Origin of the sequence: Guptibacillus hwajinpoensis, assembly GCF_020524165.1 — a bacterium.
GTDB lineage: Bacteria > Bacillota > Bacilli > Bacillales > Guptibacillaceae > Guptibacillus > Guptibacillus hwajinpoensis_D.
The window spans coordinates 129,939-146,638 of sequence record NZ_JAIVKU010000006.1 but is presented as its reverse complement, the minus strand read 5'-3'; the positions used below and the strand labels follow the sequence as shown (position 1 = coordinate 146,638).

The 16,700-nt window shown below is 39.3% G+C and carries 18 protein-coding genes; 7 read left to right on the top strand and 11 right to left on the bottom strand.

What is annotated here, in order from left to right:
- Positions 1 to 127 precede the first annotated feature (127 nt).
- Entirely contained in the window at positions 128 to 652 is a 525-nt protein-coding gene (locus LC090_RS18765) for a hypothetical protein (RefSeq protein WP_226659542.1), read from the top strand.
- A 33-nt stretch (positions 653 to 685) separates the two neighbouring features.
- Here LC090_RS18765 and LC090_RS18760 read toward each other — a convergent pair whose 3' ends face one another.
- The 5 genes from LC090_RS18760 to LC090_RS18740 all read right to left on the bottom strand — a co-directional run bounded on the left by LC090_RS18760 (position 686) and on the right by LC090_RS18740 (position 7,768).
- Positions 686 to 1,687, bottom strand: coding sequence for a zinc-binding dehydrogenase (locus LC090_RS18760; RefSeq protein ID WP_226659541.1), 1,002 nt, complete (start codon positions 1,685 to 1,687; stop codon positions 686 to 688).
- 22 nt (positions 1,688 to 1,709) lie between these two features.
- A complete protein-coding gene (locus tag LC090_RS18755) occupies positions 1,710 to 2,006 on the bottom strand; it encodes a Dabb family protein (protein ID WP_226659540.1) in 297 nt (98 codons plus the stop codon).
- Positions 2,007 to 2,106: 100 nt separating this feature from the next.
- Complete coding sequence (locus tag LC090_RS18750) at positions 2,107 to 4,077, bottom strand: hypothetical protein (protein WP_226659539.1); 1,971 nt, start codon at positions 4,075 to 4,077, stop codon at positions 2,107 to 2,109.
- Positions 4,078 to 4,109: 32 nt separating this feature from the next.
- Complete coding sequence (locus tag LC090_RS18745; protein WP_226659538.1) at positions 4,110 to 5,378, bottom strand: ATP-grasp domain-containing protein; 1,269 nt, start codon at positions 5,376 to 5,378, stop codon at positions 4,110 to 4,112.
- A 260-nt stretch (positions 5,379 to 5,638) separates the two neighbouring features.
- Positions 5,639 to 7,768: an ATP-dependent Clp protease ATP-binding subunit gene (locus LC090_RS18740; RefSeq protein ID WP_226659537.1), complete on the bottom strand. Its 2,130-nt coding sequence runs from the start codon at positions 7,766 to 7,768 to the stop codon at positions 5,639 to 5,641.
- A 355-nt stretch (positions 7,769 to 8,123) separates the two neighbouring features.
- On the opposite strand from LC090_RS18740, the gene LC090_RS18735 reads away from it, so the two are divergent.
- Positions 8,124 to 8,588: a hypothetical protein gene (locus LC090_RS18735; protein ID WP_226659536.1), complete on the top strand. Its 465-nt coding sequence runs from the start codon at positions 8,124 to 8,126 to the stop codon at positions 8,586 to 8,588.
- Here LC090_RS18735 and mnmH read toward each other — a convergent pair.
- Positions 8,551 to 9,612: a tRNA 2-selenouridine(34) synthase MnmH gene (gene mnmH, locus LC090_RS18730; RefSeq protein WP_226659535.1), complete on the bottom strand. Its 1,062-nt coding sequence runs from the start codon at positions 9,610 to 9,612 to the stop codon at positions 8,551 to 8,553. The genes LC090_RS18735 and mnmH overlap by 38 nt on opposite strands.
- A 116-nt stretch (positions 9,613 to 9,728) precedes the next feature.
- On the opposite strand from mnmH, the gene LC090_RS18725 reads away from it, so the two are divergent.
- From LC090_RS18725 to LC090_RS18715, 3 genes are all read left to right on the top strand, one after another.
- On the top strand, positions 9,729 to 10,076 hold the full coding sequence (locus LC090_RS18725; protein ID WP_226659534.1) for a hypothetical protein: 348 nt from the start codon (positions 9,729 to 9,731) through the stop codon (positions 10,074 to 10,076).
- A gap of 105 nt (positions 10,077 to 10,181) precedes the next feature.
- Complete coding sequence (locus tag LC090_RS18720) at positions 10,182 to 10,541, top strand: DUF4870 domain-containing protein (RefSeq protein WP_226659533.1); 360 nt, start codon at positions 10,182 to 10,184, stop codon at positions 10,539 to 10,541.
- Between the two features lie 428 nt (positions 10,542 to 10,969).
- Complete coding sequence (locus LC090_RS18715; RefSeq protein ID WP_098446507.1) at positions 10,970 to 11,167, top strand: DUF2188 domain-containing protein; 198 nt, start codon at positions 10,970 to 10,972, stop codon at positions 11,165 to 11,167.
- Positions 11,168 to 11,302: 135 nt separating this feature from the next.
- Here the strand turns inward: LC090_RS18715 and LC090_RS18710 are convergent, their stop codons facing one another.
- The 4 genes from LC090_RS18710 to LC090_RS18695 all read right to left on the bottom strand — a co-directional run bounded on the left by LC090_RS18710 (position 11,303) and on the right by LC090_RS18695 (position 13,866).
- Positions 11,303 to 11,692 carry a KGG domain-containing protein gene (locus LC090_RS18710; protein WP_226659532.1) on the bottom strand — a complete coding sequence of 130 codons (390 nt, stop codon included), beginning with the start codon at positions 11,690 to 11,692 and terminating at the stop codon, positions 11,303 to 11,305.
- Positions 11,693 to 11,862: 170 nt separating this feature from the next.
- Positions 11,863 to 12,303 carry a hypothetical protein gene (locus LC090_RS18705; protein WP_226659531.1) on the bottom strand — a complete coding sequence of 147 codons (441 nt, stop codon included), beginning with the start codon at positions 12,301 to 12,303 and terminating at the stop codon, positions 11,863 to 11,865.
- A 112-nt stretch (positions 12,304 to 12,415) separates the two neighbouring features.
- Positions 12,416 to 13,165: a GNAT family N-acetyltransferase gene (locus tag LC090_RS18700; RefSeq protein WP_226659530.1), complete on the bottom strand. Its 750-nt coding sequence runs from the start codon at positions 13,163 to 13,165 to the stop codon at positions 12,416 to 12,418.
- 2 nt (positions 13,166 to 13,167) lie between these two features.
- Positions 13,168 to 13,866, bottom strand: coding sequence for an AIM24 family protein (locus LC090_RS18695; protein WP_226659529.1), 699 nt, complete (start codon positions 13,864 to 13,866; stop codon positions 13,168 to 13,170).
- A 150-nt stretch (positions 13,867 to 14,016) separates the two neighbouring features.
- Here LC090_RS18695 and LC090_RS18690 point away from each other — a divergent pair, with 150 nt between their 5' ends.
- A complete protein-coding gene (locus LC090_RS18690) occupies positions 14,017 to 14,424 on the top strand; it encodes a DUF948 domain-containing protein (RefSeq protein WP_226659528.1) in 408 nt (135 codons plus the stop codon).
- Between the two features lie 51 nt (positions 14,425 to 14,475).
- Positions 14,476 to 15,975 carry a cardiolipin synthase gene (gene cls, locus LC090_RS18685; RefSeq protein WP_226659527.1) on the top strand — a complete coding sequence of 500 codons (1,500 nt, stop codon included), beginning with the start codon at positions 14,476 to 14,478 and terminating at the stop codon, positions 15,973 to 15,975.
- Between the two features lie 74 nt (positions 15,976 to 16,049).
- On the opposite strand, the gene LC090_RS18680 is transcribed toward cls, so the two are convergent.
- Positions 16,050 to 16,589, bottom strand: a complete 540-nt coding sequence (locus tag LC090_RS18680; RefSeq protein WP_226659526.1) for a GNAT family N-acetyltransferase — start codon at positions 16,587 to 16,589, stop codon at positions 16,050 to 16,052.
- Positions 16,590 to 16,700 lie beyond the last annotated feature (111 nt).

Here is a 16,700-nt window from a genome sequence, read left to right as displayed (position 1 = left end):
GTATAGTTTCTTTATGGAAATTTCAAGAAAGAACATATCTTTGCCTTCATTCCGCCCAATTATTAATGGTTAGTAACTGTTTTCAATATGGGTGAATATCCTGTGTTGTGTAAAGGAGGAACTGCTTATGAACATGTACGGTAATCAAATGAATTATGGCGTTCAAGGTGCGATGCAGGGGAATATACCTAATAATGCTGTTCAAGGTGCGATGCAAGGAAACATGCCTAATAATGCCGTTCAAGGCGCAATGCAAGGAAACATGCCTAATAATGCTGTTCAAGGTGCGATGCAAGGAAACATGCCTAATAATGCCGTTCAAGGCGCGATGATGCCCAGTGAAGAAAAACAGCTTCATGGAGATATGAAACAACTATGTCAACGTTATCATAGCTACCATGCTAAAGTAAGAATGCAAGATGGCGTAGAATATGAAGGGATTATTATGGGTTCAGATGATGAGCATATGTGCTTAATGATTCCACAGGAAGTTGAAGAAAGTGATGAACAGGAAATGCAAAGACAATTCGGCCGATATCGTAGATTCGGTAGTTTTTTCTTCCCGTTAGCTGGTATCGCCGCACTTAGTCTAATCCCTTTTTATCGACCATATCCTTACTATGGTTATGGTTATCCTCCGTATTACTATTAACATTGAAAAGGAAGCCGATTGGCTTCCTTTTTTTCATGAGCTAGAAATCTTTACTGCTATTTTTCCAAATTGATGACTCTCGTTCAAATGTTCAAATGCTTCTTGAATGTCTTGAAGGTCAAATACCCTATCCATAACAGGTTTTATAGAATTCTCCTGTACAAAGGCAACCATTTCATTAAATTCTTCAGCGCTTCCCATTGTGGAGCCAAGCAAGTTATATTGTCCGTAAAAGAATGTACGCAAATCAAATTCAATTTTATCTCCCGTTGAAGAACCAAAAATAACGAGCGCTCCACCTTTTTCTAACACGTCAAGAGAGCGATTAAATGTTGCAGCTCCAACACTTTCAATCACTAAGTCCACTTTTTCATTAGTGGTTTCTTCTCCCCAATCTGCATCATCAGCAAGTGCACGATCGGCACCAAGCGTCAGAGCCAATTGGCGTTTTTGCTCACTTCGTGAACTTACAATCACCCGCGCTCCTGCCGCCTTGGCAAATTTCAGCAAGAATGTCGCAACGCCTCCTCCGATTCCAGGAATAAAGACGGTTTGTCCACTTTGCAGTTGTCCTCTCGTAAACAAAGCGCGGTAGGCTGTCAATCCCGCTAAGCCTATGACAGCTGCTTCTTCAAATGTAAGGCTTTCTGGCTTTTTCACAGCATTTGAAGCTGGAATAACAATTGTTTCTGCAAAAGTACCATGCCCAGGAAAACCGACAATTTGAAATCCTGCTGGAGGGATGGCGGCATTTTTTTCCCAACCAAGACTAGGGTTGATGATCACCTCATCACCTTCCTGAATCTTTTTCACACCTTCGCCAACTGCGATGACGATTCCAGCCCCATCTGATCCCAGTACAACATCTGGTTCCTCTGGATGATGACGATCAGGGATAAATAAATCGCGATGATTCAAGCCAGCAGCTTTTAGTTTAATTTTCACTTCACCATGTTGAGGCTGTTCTTCAACAAGTTGCTCTTTCAGTGATAATCCTCTTTGACCTGCTTGTCCTCCGTGTACAAACCCCTTCATATGTAAAGCCTCCTTTCTTCTCTTACATGCATTCAAAGTCGAGTGCCAGTACATCACTCATCCCTATCTCTTTAAGATAGCCTACAACTTCCTGATGAGCTGGATGAGGACCATATGCCTCAAGAGCTTCTTTTGATTCGAAACGAACTGTTAGCCCACTTTCAAACCCCTGACTTCGATCAGAAAAGTTATTTCCCGCTTGAATATCAACAATTCCTGGAATTTTGTCTTTTACTTCAAGTAATCTTCTCATACCTTCTTCTTTCTGCTCTAGCGTTGTTTCATCACTAAACTTAAATAACACAACATGCTCGATCATGAGACCGCCTCCTTTTAATATAAATTAAGTAAATCAAAAAAAGCGTCAGGAAACAAATCATTTACCTGACGCTTAACTATATAGGTTTGTTTATTAGTATTTACTTACTAATCCAGGTGTAATCTTGTCCCCAGCTTTCCTTAGCGAGAGACTTTACGATAGAGATGTTCTCTGCTTCAACGGCATAAGCATCTCCTTGTTCATATGGGTTATAGTGGAAAGCATATAAACGTGAAGTGAACTCTTCAAAAGGAAGCGAGCTTTCACCTGAAAGTTCCCCTTTCCCCATAACCGTACATTCAATTCCTTGCCCCCAATTTTGAGAACCATCGTTATTCGGATTGTAAAAGTAGACGCGATATTCTCCATCTGGACTTTTAGCAATTCTTTGAATGGAAACCGCATGAAAACCAAGCATCTTTCCATGAACATTTGTAATAAAAATCCCCACCGGATTCGGGTAGATTAATTCGTAGTCATCGTTGTACTCCGGATGGTGTGTCGCATAAAATAACCTGACGAAACCTGGATAGTCCGTGACACTACCTGTAATCGGTTCAATGACCGTGCTAAACCCTTTCTGAACCCAATTGCCATAAAATGCGGGGTTTACCCAGCGATGGCCATCTTCTCCTCTTAGTGCCACTCTACTCATCATCTCACTATAAATGCGATCAAGATGAGGAACGAGAACAAGCGATACAGGATCAAGTTCTGGATGGAGATCGGGTGCGAGTCCACCTTGAAGGTCTTTCGAATGAATTTGAACACCTTCAAAGACCATATCGATATCCCCATCTCTTGCAGCTCTTGGAATGATCTCTAGCAAGTATCCAGGCGCATGTTGAGCCCAAAGGCTAATTCCTCTTGCGGCCTGACAAGTTGGGTTTAGACCTTGTCCAACACCAAGCGGCTGACCGAGAACACTAATCACACCCGCTAACAAGATGCTGTTAGCCGTTAAACCTTCTCCTTCACCAACCGTATTAAATAATGCACTTCGCACTTCTGGTCGAATATCCAGCTCAATCATCCGCCTCAACCCAGGAATCACCGGTGAAGCAGAAAGGACGCCTCTTTCTAACAATAGGGCTAGTCCATAAACTGATTGACAAGTCGATGGAAAGAGCGAAACTTTAATAAGCTGATGAACGAGCTCCGCATGCTCTTCAAGATTAGCTTTTCCCTTCCCAGTTAATTGAAGCAGTACGGAAAGGAGATGAGGCGATTTTCTGCTTAGGAAACGTGCAAGTACACTATGATGCGGTGAACAAAGTCCTGTTTTTCGCATGGAGAGACCAAGCTGCTCACTCTCTTTTCGGAGCTCTTCTGTTGATAGCGCCATCAGTTGTTTGCGGTACTCATTCGGTTGCTGATAGGAACGACTTAACTCGGACGGTCCTTCAATTGAAGAAACGTACGATTCTAGCATCCTGCGCTGATCGTCACTTGTTTCAGAGCGAAGCATTTCTTTTGCCATTTTAATCATCGATACTGTTCTTTTTACAGTGATCGGCCGTTGTGCGGTTAAGCGTTCAATTTCATAAATAAGCGTTTCCGATAAAGCACTTGAAGAAAGGTACTGTGAAATAAACTGAAATAATCGCTGTGTTTCTACCGTATTTTCTTTTTTTTCAATTCGGGAAGCTTCTGATGCATTCGGGAAAAGTAAATCAAGGTTTAGGGCCATGACTTCGTTTAAGAATTCCATGGCCATTTCTTGAGAAACCTTTGGATGATCTCCTTTTCCTTCTGCTATTGCGAGCATACGAAGATCGCTAAGCATCTCAATGACATAAGGAAGTCCTTTTGCCTGCAATGATCCAGCTACAAGCGGTGGCTGGAGCTTAGAAGGATCTTCCCAGGGCCCATCTTGGAAGACACCAGCCGCATCAAAGCGATGAGCATACTGGTATAAAAATTCAAGACCTTCATCGGTTTCCAAGAGGCGATTTGCCTCCTGAAAGACATCTGTCTGATAGCGCGATTTCGCGTAAGAAGGCGCTTCCTCTAAACGCGTCAGTGATCTGGAAAACCTTGCAATCTTTCCTTCTGTTACTTCAGATGGCATGCCAAATTCTCCTTTATTGTAAAGATATTATGCTACAAATAGAAATCATACTTTTCATAGTCTACAAGTAAACGAGTCATCTCTGCACTGTCATCTCCAAAAAAGAAAATGGTTCCATAATGATTTCCAAACCCAACACGTTCAGCCACTTTTCCTTGCGGAGGCGTAAACATATCATGCTTCTCAAAGAAGGAATGGTCTTCAAGCTCTTCAGGAATGGTTAACTTCTCAATGTAATTCACATGAGGATGAACCATCAGACAGCCAGCATATCCTAACGCCTCATCTTCAGCCGGGAAGAACTTTCTTAACTCTTCTTCCGTTGTATTTGGATCACTACAAAGAATTTGTGCTTCATAGGCGCTAAATCCGTAAGCGCGTTCAATCAGATCAAAAATGTGTCCACCGGGAACGCGAGCTGCTACTTCTCCAAAATGAAGCGTGCCATCTGGCATAATAAAATACTCTGGATGGATTACCCCATTTTCTATTTCAAAAGCTTCAATCAATTGTTCAATCGCTTTACGAATAATCGGTCGCTTCTCTTCAAGTGATGGGGAAGGCGGCACGAAATTGGAGTAACCGAGCTTCACGTACTCAGTAATATTAAGAAATTGTATTTTTCCATTGTTTACAAACACTTCACATGAAAATTCTTGACCATCAAGATGACTTTCCATGAGAAGTGGAAAATCACTATCTGTTAGTGCATCAATATCTGCTGGATCATCAATGGCTCGATGTCCAACTGATCCTGCCTTATCTAAGGGCTTACAATGAATGGGCTCATATTTATCTCCATCCACCTTTAGAAGAGCATCATTCACTCTTTTTAGAAAGCGTTTTACATCTTCTTTATCTCTTGCTTCTTCAAAGACGCCTACTTTAATTCCGGCCATCTGTGCTTTTCTTTTCATCATCCCTTTATCTCTTAGTAAAAGAGAACGGTTAAATAGCCTAGGTTCTTCTCTAAAGCGCGAATTAAGCGCTCCAGCCCATTCGACACACTCTTCATAAAGAGGCACTGCTACTTCTGCTCCGAGTGCTTTAAGCTGCTTGTAAAGTTTGTCTGACCCTTCATTCAATCTGTCAAACTCCCAACCTACAAAAGTAATGTCATGCTTTTCGGCATAATCCTTAAAATCAGGAGGACCCACCACTACAAAAGGCCGATTTAACTTGTCACAGGCCTCAATTGCGGGAAGACTCCATCCAATTAGTGCTGTTAAATATGGAATTGTCTTTCCTTCTGGCTGACTTTCTTGTAACGTCTGGTTCAACTCTAACTGATCCAGTTCCATTTTGTTCTCGCTCCTTTATAAAAATAGTAGAGAAGTCTTTCCTGACCTTCCTTATCTAACGTAGCAGATTTCACAACTTATTTTAACTAATATTCTGACTTTTCGACTTATAACTACAAAAGAAGTCAGAATAATTTAAAATTCGACAACGCCATAGATAGAAAGGAATCAGGATCCTTATTAATACGTTCCCTATTTTCGTTAAATCTAACGAAAAAAAGTCGCTCCTTTTTTCGGAGCGACTTTCTTGTCTTAAAAGTTTAGTTTTCTCGTGAGACAACAATTTCATCTTCTACAATTTCTACCGTTACCGATTGAATGCTTCCTTCATCAACAAGCAAATCAGCAATACCATCTTCAACATGTTCTTCAATGACTCTGCGAAGAGGGCGAGCACCAAATTGTGGATTATAGCCTAGTTCAGCCAACTTCTCTTTCGCTGCTTCACTAATCGTAAGGGAAATGTTCTGCTCTTCAAGACTTTCATCTAAATCATTAATCATTAAGTCTACAATGGTAACGAGACTAGACTGTTCGAGTGATTTAAACGGAATAATTCCATCAAAACGGTTGAGAAATTCAGGTCTGAAATAACCGCCTAAGCTTTCCATAACACCTGTATAGCTTTCTGCCGATTCAAAACCAACTGTAATTCTACGTTCAGATGTTCCAGCATTACTTGTCATAATAATGACCGTATCTTTAAAGCTAACCGTTCTACCCTGGCTATCTGTTAGACGGCCATCATCAAGAATTTGAAGAAACATATTTTGCACGTCCGGATGGGCTTTTTCCACCTCATCAATTAAGATGATGCTATATGGTTTGCGACGCACTCTTTCTGTTAATTGTCCGGCTTCTTCATGCCCAACATACCCTGGAGGGGAACCAATCAATTTTGAGACAGAGTGTTTCTCCATATATTCACTCATATCGAGTCTTATCATCGCTTCTCGATCACCAAACATTTCTTCAGCGAGCGAACGGGAAAGTTCCGTTTTTCCGACACCAGTTGGTCCTACAAATAGGAAGGAACCGATTGGTCGATTTTGACGCTTTAACCCTGCACGACTTCTGCGAATGGCTTTCGCTACTTTATTCACGGCATCTTCTTGCCCGATTACTTTGGCATTGAGTCGTTCTGCAAGGTTTTTCATTTTCGTTTGCTCATCTTCCCGAAGCTTACGAACAGGAATACCCGTTTTGCCCTCAACGATCTGCTGAATCTCTTCAAGATCGACTGAATGGTTCATATTTGAGTTACTTTTCAACGTTTCTTCAAGCTGTTTTTCAAGCTGTAATTCTTCTGTTCTTAATTTTGCAGCAAGCTCATAATCTTCCGCCTCTGCTGCCTTGTTTTTTTCGGTAGCAATTTGTTGAAGACGCTCTTGTATTTCATCGTGATTCGATACAGCAAATGTTAAATTCATCTTAGCACCTGCTTCATCCATCAAATCGATTGCTTTATCTGGTAAGAAACGATCTTGGATGAATCGGTTCGATAAAGAAACACAAGCTCGAATCGCTTCATCTGTATAGTTCACTTCATGATACTCTTCATATTTTGGCTGCAGACCTTTTAGAATTTCAATGGCTTCTTCTACTGTCGGTTCATTGACCATTACTGGTTGAAAGCGACGTTCTAATGCGGCATCTTTTTCAATTTGACGATACTCTTTAAGCGTTGTAGCGCCAATTAATTGAAGCTCACCTCGAGCAAGGGCTGGCTTTAGAATGTTTCCTGCATCCATAGATCCTTCAGCAGAACCAGCTCCTACAATTTGATGTAGCTCATCTACAAATAAAATCACATTTTTTCGACTTTGTAGTTCTGAAATTAATTGCTTCATTCTTTCTTCAAACTGACCGCGTATACCGGTATTTGAAACAAGAGAAGCAACATCTAATAGATAGATTTCTTTATTTTTTAATTTAGAAGGAACTTGACCTTCTGAAATTCTTAGCGCAAGACCTTCAGCAATGGCCGTTTTTCCGACCCCTGCCTCACCAATTAAAACAGGATTATTTTTATTACGACGGTTCAATGTTTCAATGACTCTGGCTACCTCATTTTCTCTACCGATGACCGGATCGATTAAACCAGCTTTTGCTGCGTCAGATAAATTTCGTCCGAGGTTATCAAGTAAGCCGCCTTTTCCATTTCCTGATTCAGTTTGGGGTCCCTCTTCCTGAGAAGTGAAACCATTTTGTCCTGAGGCCATAAAGGATTGAAAGAAATCATCCATTTGACCTTTTGGTGATGAAGCTGTTTGACCATTCATCACTTTTGCGTAACACGTGCTACAAAGGTTAACTCTTTTCTTATTCTGATTCACTTGGACATTCAATTGAATCGAAGCCTGGTTTTGTTGACAATGATCACAAAGCATATGATGGCCTCCTTAATTATTTATAATCAATTCATTATTTAAAGAAATTGTAAGGTGAAAGATGTCTGTTTTGACTTTGACTATCTTTGACCTTATAACCATATTATAATTTGACTATCTCTGACTTTCAAGTCTTTTGCTCAAACATTTTATATGAACGGATTTATAAAAAGGTTCAAATGAATTAAGAGAAGGTGGGATTTAAATAAGCTCCAAAAAATATTTGTAATATTTGAAATAGAGGAATTTTTTTGAGGGTTGGATAATAGATTGTAATAATTACTTTTCGACAAAAGGGTATACAAGTTTACTAGTACGGTAACAATGATGATAGATTACAAAGGGAGGATACGAAATGAATGATTCAGTCTATCAGTTGATTGTTGAAACCACCGTCAAACGAGTGCCTAGTTGCCACGAATCTCCTGAAGATTTCTTTATTGCCCTTGATGATCAGGAATATCCGTATTTAATCTTACCCACGCCGAAGGAAATGTTCGATAACGATGATGTTTTTACGATCCGTTTAATTCCAGATGCCCTTAACAAGTTTCGATTTGAATTGGACAACTCATTTACTAAATTATCCTTCAGACGATTTTCTACTTTTTTTGACGATAAGACTTACTACTTCGGGCCTGATGATAATATGCTTCTCCGCTTTCTTAAATCGCCAGTTTACCGGAGTTACGTCGCGTGGGTAAGTCATTTATATTTCAAACGTATTGATGACCTGATTGAACGATACAACAAGGAACAGCTTCCCGAAGAAAGAAAATCCATTAAAGCGAAACTTTCTCGCCTTCTAATCGAAGCTTAATTTCTAATCGATCAACTTCATTCTGGACAAGCTGAATACCTTCTTCAAGCGATTTGTAACTCAAATGAATGATGTTCCCTTCATTTTCATAAGCCTTGTGTTCATATCTTGGGTCGTAATAATAAAGTAGCAGTCGTTCAATAATACATTCATAGTTTTTTGCTTCAAGAGCCTGATTGATTACTTCTTTATCTTCATTAGAAAATCGTTTTTCAATTTTTGTAATCGCATCTGAAATTTCTTTGTGATGTTGTTCAGGGTGATACGTACTTAAGATCGTATGAATTCGATAAGAAAGCGGGGCGTGGACTTGTATACGCGTCCCTTTTTGTTTGCCCTCCAGAATAAAGTCAGGAATAATTATATTCCCAAGGCGCTTACTTTCAGATTCGATGATGTAATAGGGTGTCTCTCCAATCTCTATCAGTCGAAGATAGAGTTTCGCTTCAAATTCCTTTTGACTTCTTTCAGGTAAATCGACTCTCCCAAACACGGACCCTCTATGAGCAGCAAGTCCTTCGAGATCAATTACCGGATAACCTTTTTTTTCTAAAGCAGTTAGAATTTCTGTTTTCGATGTTCCAGTTAATCCTTCTAAAACAAGGTACGGCGTTGTTTGTATCGCAAAATCTTCAAGTCCAGCCGTTACTTTCTGGCGATATGCTCGAATCCCACCTTCTACTTGACGACTTGGTAAACCCATCATATCAAAAATCGTTACCAGGCTTTTACTTCGCATTCCACCTCTCCAGCAGTAAACGGCAAATTCCTGATGATTTGTTAACTCTTTGACTCTTTTATAAATAAACGGAATCTGAGGAGAAACGATTGAAATCCCCAATTCTTTCGCTGCTTCTGTCCCTTTTTGTTTATAAGTGGTCCCTACGACTTCCCGTTCCTCATTCGTAAAGATTGGTAAGTTAACTGCTCCAGGAATATGAAACTTCTCAAATTCAGCTGGTGTTCTTACATCAATTATGGGCATTTCTTTATTAAGCACATCATCAATTTTTATTGTTTTCACGACAATCATCCTTTGTCTCATTTCATAGTCCAAGTATATCATCATCACTCGCTCAAATTCAGTTATGCGGTTTACGATCCATTTAGTTGGGGAAAATTAATATCGAGGTGAGTCAAATGGATACGACGACAATGTTATCAGAAGTTCGCAGTACGCTAACTGATTGGGTTGGCGGTCATCTCATCATTGAGAAGAGAGAACAAGATGATCTTGATAAAACAATCATGAAACTTGAAGACTTTTCTTTTCAACATCGTGGTGAAACCGTTGACGACTACACTGCTTCAACCCTTCTTCAGCTTAAAGGAGAAGGAAAGGTCATTTCGGAAGAGTCTGCTTTACCGTTACCACACTCTATTTTCGAGATACCACTTGAAGAATTAAACGATGTAAAAAAGCAGTCGGCTGGATTAGTTGTTCGTACAGAACGAGCTTCCTACCACATTAGCTATAACGCCAATTAAGGAACCAAGACTGGTTCCTTTTTTTGTTACGAAAATACTTAAAGGCATATCCCAAACAGTGAACTAATATGCTAAAAATAGATAGAGGCTACGGGAGGGATTGTGATGGAAAAGAAAGAAACTGTACCTGATCAATTGACACGTCAGTGGGCTATGTATCTTCATCTCTCTGCATTGTCAGGCTATTTAGTCCCTTTTGGACATATCATCGCTCCCATCATCATCTGGTCAATTAAAAAGGAAGACAGTTCCTATATAGATAGGCAAGGGAAAGAGTCTCTAAACTTCCAAATTAGCATAACGTTGTATGCTGTTATCCTGGCTATTTTCAGCATTATAATCATCGGTTTAATACTGCTCCCCTTACTCTTTATCCTTCACCTTACCCTCATCGTCATCGCCTCTGTGAAGGCCAATCAAGGCGAAACTTATCGCTATCCTATAACCATTCGATTCGTATCTTGAATTTTCAACAATTTCAATCGTTCACACATAATTTAGCTATGTCCATGTTATAATGAAACTAAACTTATGATGTGGAGGGTCTGCTCTTGGCTACTAAAGAAAAAGAATGGAACCGTTTTACTGTGTGGGCGCTAGCCTTTATGGTTTGGATCGTGCCTATTGCATTTGTAATCGGTTTCTACATAATTTCACAACCACAATAAAGTGTCCCTTCTATTTAGAGGCGATTTTCCCTCTGAGGGAAGGGTCAACAAATCGGATCATTAAGGAAAGCTAAATCACTTTTAGGCCACTGAATGAAACTGCTTTCTTTTGGTGGGAAAATCAGCGTAAATGCGCTGGTTTTTTTTATTCTTATAGAAAGCAGGTTTTAGCCCCCTTTATCGTGGGAAGAGTCAATTATACACAGATTAAAGGAGGACATGATCATGAAGGAATATACAGTAGCACCAAATAAAGATGTTACAGGTTGGTACGTTAAAATCGAGGACGTTGCTCCAACAGATCTTTACGATATGCGTTCAACTGCCATTGAGAAAGCAGAAGAACTTGCAAAAGGTGATTCACCTAGTCGCCTATTAATTCTTAATGACCAGCATGAAGTTGAAGAAGAACGCACATTTTAATACATAAAACATCCCTTCGCTTAAGCGAAGGGATGTTTTATGTATGGTATAGTCATTTAACTTAAAGTTAGTCATCAACAAGTTAAGAAAAAGAACGAAGGGGTTCCCCCCTTCGTTCTTTTTCTTATTACCTCATTAATTGTTATTGTTGCTGTTATTACTGTTCTTGCCACCTTTTTTCCCTATTTCCTTATAAAATTCCTTATCTTGATTTTTCGAAGTTTGTTCTCCACCCTTTTCTCCTATTTCCTGATAAAACTCTTTATCATGTTCACGTGCTGTTTTCTTTCCGCCTTTTTCACCTATGTCTTCAAAAAACTCTTTGTTATGTTCGCGAGCCGTTTTCTTGCCGCCTTTTTCGCCTATTTCTTGATAGAATTCCTGATCATGTTCCTTAGCTGTCTTTTCTCCACCTTTTTGTCCAATATCTTGATAAAAATCTTTGTTATGTTCTCTTGCTGTTTTGTTTCCACCTTTACGACCGGCTTCTTCTCTACTCATTTTGTCATTACTATTGTTAGCCATTTTTGAAACCTCCTCTAGTAATTTTATATCCTGCGCTACATTTGTTGTATTCCACGCTAGTCAATTGCTAAACGACAAAATGGATGCTTTTAACAATTTTGATTCGTTCTTACTAAAAATAGGAATTCTTTTATACATCAAAAAACGCCCCCAAGACGGGGGCGTTTCCTTTAAGAATAGTAAACATGTATTGGTTTTTCATATTTCTTAGAAAGCTTCTCAAGTGATTTTTTTACGTTAATTAAATCATCTTTGTCAATTCCACATCCGATTTTAACTTTAAAACCCTTTTCTTCAAAAGGCTTCAATTCTTTGATCATATGCTCAAACGACTTTAGCCAGGCAGGATAATTCGTTTGTAGACCAGCTGGTTTGTACTGACCATAGAGATTGGCAATGATACGTTTATTATCTCGACTTAAAGCAAAGGAGCATTTTCCAAGTTTCTTTTTAGGAGAAAACGGAAAGTCCTCATCTGCTTTCACTGCTTCAGGATAAGTTTCTTTTACTGATTTTGCAATTCCAACGTCCATCGCATTAAAACAGTCACATTGATGTGCAATCACAGTACAGTCACTTTTAAGAAGGTTGCCTTTTTCTAAACGAATCATACACGCACTCTCCTTTGTTGAGTACCCTTTTGTATGATTATAATGAAAATTCTATTAATTTCAATAGGAATATTTTACTTCCTTCAGCATATTATGATAAGTTTCGCGTTTTTTACTTCTCTTTTATATAGGTGACTGCCTGGAAAAATGGTTTGCAATTATTATTGCGAAATATTTGCTGCATCGGTATATTCTCAACTCCGGTACTGCCGATATAATGTGTAGCCCCTTTCTCTTGTAATAGGGCTAAACCAAGCTGGTGTAACGGTGTTCCGAATCCTTTCCCACGCTGCTCTGGTAAAATCCCCATATAAAACAACCTTCCTTCTTCCTTCGTACCAGGTTCAATGATAGGAATCACGATCCCTAACTGCTTTCCTTCCCAATAAACGAGATAGCAGCTAGTCTTATACTGTTCCCCAATCTCCTTCTTCATCGCATCATACTGAACACCAATCGTATGTTTAGACGGAGAATTAAGCGAACCCCTCGAACATAACTCCCACATTGTAAGAAACGAATTGATTCTCGCTTCTTCGATCTGTTCATAAGTAATACTACAATTATGATTAGCACAGACTTTTTCCAATTGAAAATCCTTATAATATTCCAATGTTGTAGATCGCAAAAAATAAGAATTATTTTTTAACCTTTGAATTCCAGAGGTATGAAATCGATCCAGAGTAATGGAAACGTGATGAACTTCATTCGACGCTAGTGCTTGATCTAAACGATCTAACAACGAATCAACCCTATCAACCTCTTTCAATTTTTCAATACCCTCAAGTGAAAGATAGAATGGACGCCCATCAAGTAACTTCACACCTGCTTTAAGTTCACGATCTTCTAATGAAAACGACATTGTCATCCCTGATTGTTTTGCATGTACACTTCTTCAAATGGCTGTACGACTACAAACCCTTCTCCTTCAAATCTCATTTGCACAGACTCCCCGCTCCCTCTTCCAAAAAACGACTTTAATGAAACATCCGTTTGAAAATTCGGCTGCAGTTGACCAGACCATGCGACAGTTGCATTGGGATCGGTTATAACTGGCTTACCTGGTGAAACTCGAATCGTAAGAGGTTCATAGTGACTTGTGATTGCGACCATTCCTGGCCCCTGACAGCTAACATTAAATAACCCACCTGCCATCATTCCAGTAATACGTTTCATCATTTTAATATCCCAGTTGATCCCATCTTCAAATGCCAGAAGATCATTCCCATTGACACTAATTGATTCACCGCTTTGCAAATGAAGGATTGAAATCTTCTTTCCAGCATCTGCAAGATAAAGCTTACCGTTTCCCTCTGCTTTCATTAAAGAGGCTCCTTCACCTGTAAGAGCTTTTTTGAACATTTTCCCCAGGCCGTGTTCAAGAATCCCTTCTCTTTCAAATTTTATTTGCCCATTATAAGTAATCATTGCCCCAGCCTTTGCCCACACTCTTCCAGATAAATTCACTTCTAACATTCTTGGCGTTTCTAGTTCAAAAAAACCTTCTCCCTTATCCTTCTGTTCCGTTGATCTTACAAATTCTTCAATTGAATAACGATTCATGTTTCATCTCTCCTTCTCGTTATTGAATACGTTTCACACAATCCAAGCGTTTCAATTTTCTGCAAATTAATTTCGCAACAATTTGTTTGCGTATAGCCTGTTAAGGGTAAGAGAATATTAACTTATAGTCGTAAATAGGAGGGTTATCATATGGTTATCGTCTACATTAGCATTGCAATTGTTGTTCTTTCCATTATTTATTTAGGATACATAGCAGTAAAAAATATGAAAGAAACAAAAAAATCATTAACGGATTTATCAGAAACCGCAGCAAGGTTTCAAGAGAAAGTTGATCGAATTAATGACGAAACAAACAAACTTACAGCAACGACAGCATCTATTTCAGAAGGTATTCAAACGAAGAAAGAAACCGTACAAGGTGTTATTCAAACGGCAAAATCCTCACCAGAGCCTTTTAAAAGACTGGTGTCCTCCATTAAAAACACCCCTAATCCACAGCGTGAAACAAGAGATTCCCAACTAGTCGAAATCGGGGATCAGCTTATTGATTTATGGGGACGCTACCGCGTAAAGCGTAAATCTAAACATGCGGAGTAAGGGCGATGCCCTTACTTTTTTTGGCCAAATTCAAATGAGGTGGGCTACACTATGAAACAAGCAAGACAAATTCTTTTCTTCCTTCTAATGACAACATCTATTTCGATCATTCTGTTTACTTCGTTATCACCTATTTGGAAATGGGGAGCGGGAATTCTTTATGTCGCTATTTTACTTTCGATTTTATTCGTTCTTCTCCTTGAAGGAAGATCTCCCTACAAATCGCTATTATGGATTTATGTTTTAATTTTCTTTCCTATCGTCGGTTATGTTTTCTTTTTATTCTCTGGTCAACTAGAAGTAAAAGGGCATTTATTTAAAGAGAAGCGCACCAATGGACTTGAGTTTTTTCAGAAATATGTAAATTTCCCTGCTGCTGAAAAATGGCACGAATTAAGTGAGCGTAATCAAAATTTTTCAAATTTAATTGCTACAATGGTGGCAAGTCCTATTAGTCTAAGGTCGACAACAAAGCTTTTACTAAATGGTAGAGAAACATTTACGGCCATTAAAGACGAAATTGAAAAGGCCGAAACGTATATACACATGGAATACTACACCTTTCGATCAGATGAGCTAGGGCTTTCCATCATTGATTTACTCGTCAAAAAAGCGAAACAAGGTGTTGAAGTGCGTGTTCTTTATGATTCAATTGGAAGTCACAACCTTTCACGAGCTTCTAAGACTGCATTAAGAGAAGCCGGCGCACGTGTTCAGCAATTTTTGCCCATTAAATATGGTTTCGTGAATCAAACCATTAACTTCAGAAACCATCGTAAAATCATTGTTATTGATGGAAAAGTAGGATTTGTAGGTGGACTAAACATCGGTGATGAATACGCAGGAGATATGAACTCGATGCGTTTCTGGCGTGATACTCACCTTCTCGTTAAAGGAGAGGTTCTTTCTGCTCTTCACGGCGTTTTCCTAATGGACTGGTCCTATATGTGTGGAGAGGATTTGCTATCAGGCAAATATCTTGAAACTTATGACGTTGAAGGTGATGGAGGCGCACAGCTCGTTGCAAGTGGTCCTGATACGAAACGAGGAGCTATGTCGGATTTGTATTTCAGCTTGATTACTTCAGCAACCAAACGGGTCTGGATTGCCACCCCATACTTTGTACCTAATAAAGCGATTCGTACCGCATTGGCTATGGCTTCTATGAGAGGCATCGAAGTAAGGCTCATCGTTCCTGAAATAAGTGATGGTTTTCTTACGCAATATGGTACAAGATCTTACTTTTCAGAGCTTCTTGATTACGGAGTGGAAATATACATGTACCGAAAAGGATTCTTGCACCAAAAAATAATGATTGTTGATGATGATCTGGCAACAATCGGCACTGCGAATATGGATATGCGCTCACTTAATTTAAACTTTGAAGTGAATATGTTCTTATTTCAATCAAGTACAGTTCACGACCTGGTAGAAGCCTACCAAAATGACCTTAATGATTCCATCAAGGTAACAAAAGATTCCTATCAAAAACGCGGGCTCAAACATCGTATCAAAGAATCTTTCGCAAGACTTTTCTCACCAGTATTGTAATTTGAACCTAAGGAGGAGAATACGTTTTGCTCCTCCTTAGATAAATGAGTTAGATCTTTAAAGATGTTACGGCACTACCATTCGTTTTCGAGCAAAGAGTGCATGATTAAGTCCATATACTCTCCCCCAGCATACACATAGTCGCGCAGGATCCCCTCTTCACGGAATCCTAGCTTCTTTACTAGTTTTCTAGAAGAAGCATTATTCGGGTGGATCAATGCGCCAATTCGGTGAACTTCCAATTCTTGAAAGGCGAAGGGGATGATGGCTGATAGTGCTTCAGACATGTAACCATTGCCTTCTTTTTGTTGTTCAAGTTCATACCCCATCTCAATGCGATTCACTCGCTTTGCCCAGTTATGAAAACCACAAGTCCCGATTAGTTCCCCACTCTTCTTCAATTCGATTCCAAAACGAAAAACCTGCTTTTGTTCAAAACCTTTCTTAAAACTCATTAACATTCCTTCGACTTCTTCCATTCCCGTCATTCTTTCACTGCCATAGTACTTCATTGTATGGGGATTCGAAAAAATGGACAGGAGGATAGAAGCATCTGCTTCTCTTAATTGTCTTAGCCTTAATCGCTTCGTTACTAGCTCTGGAAAGCTTTCCATTTAACTCACTCCAATTTAACACTTTCCTTAAGATGCACACGCATTCATGAAAAAAAATGCTTAAAGAATAGCTAGCCATTCTTTAAGCAAACAGGGAGTAAAACATCTTTT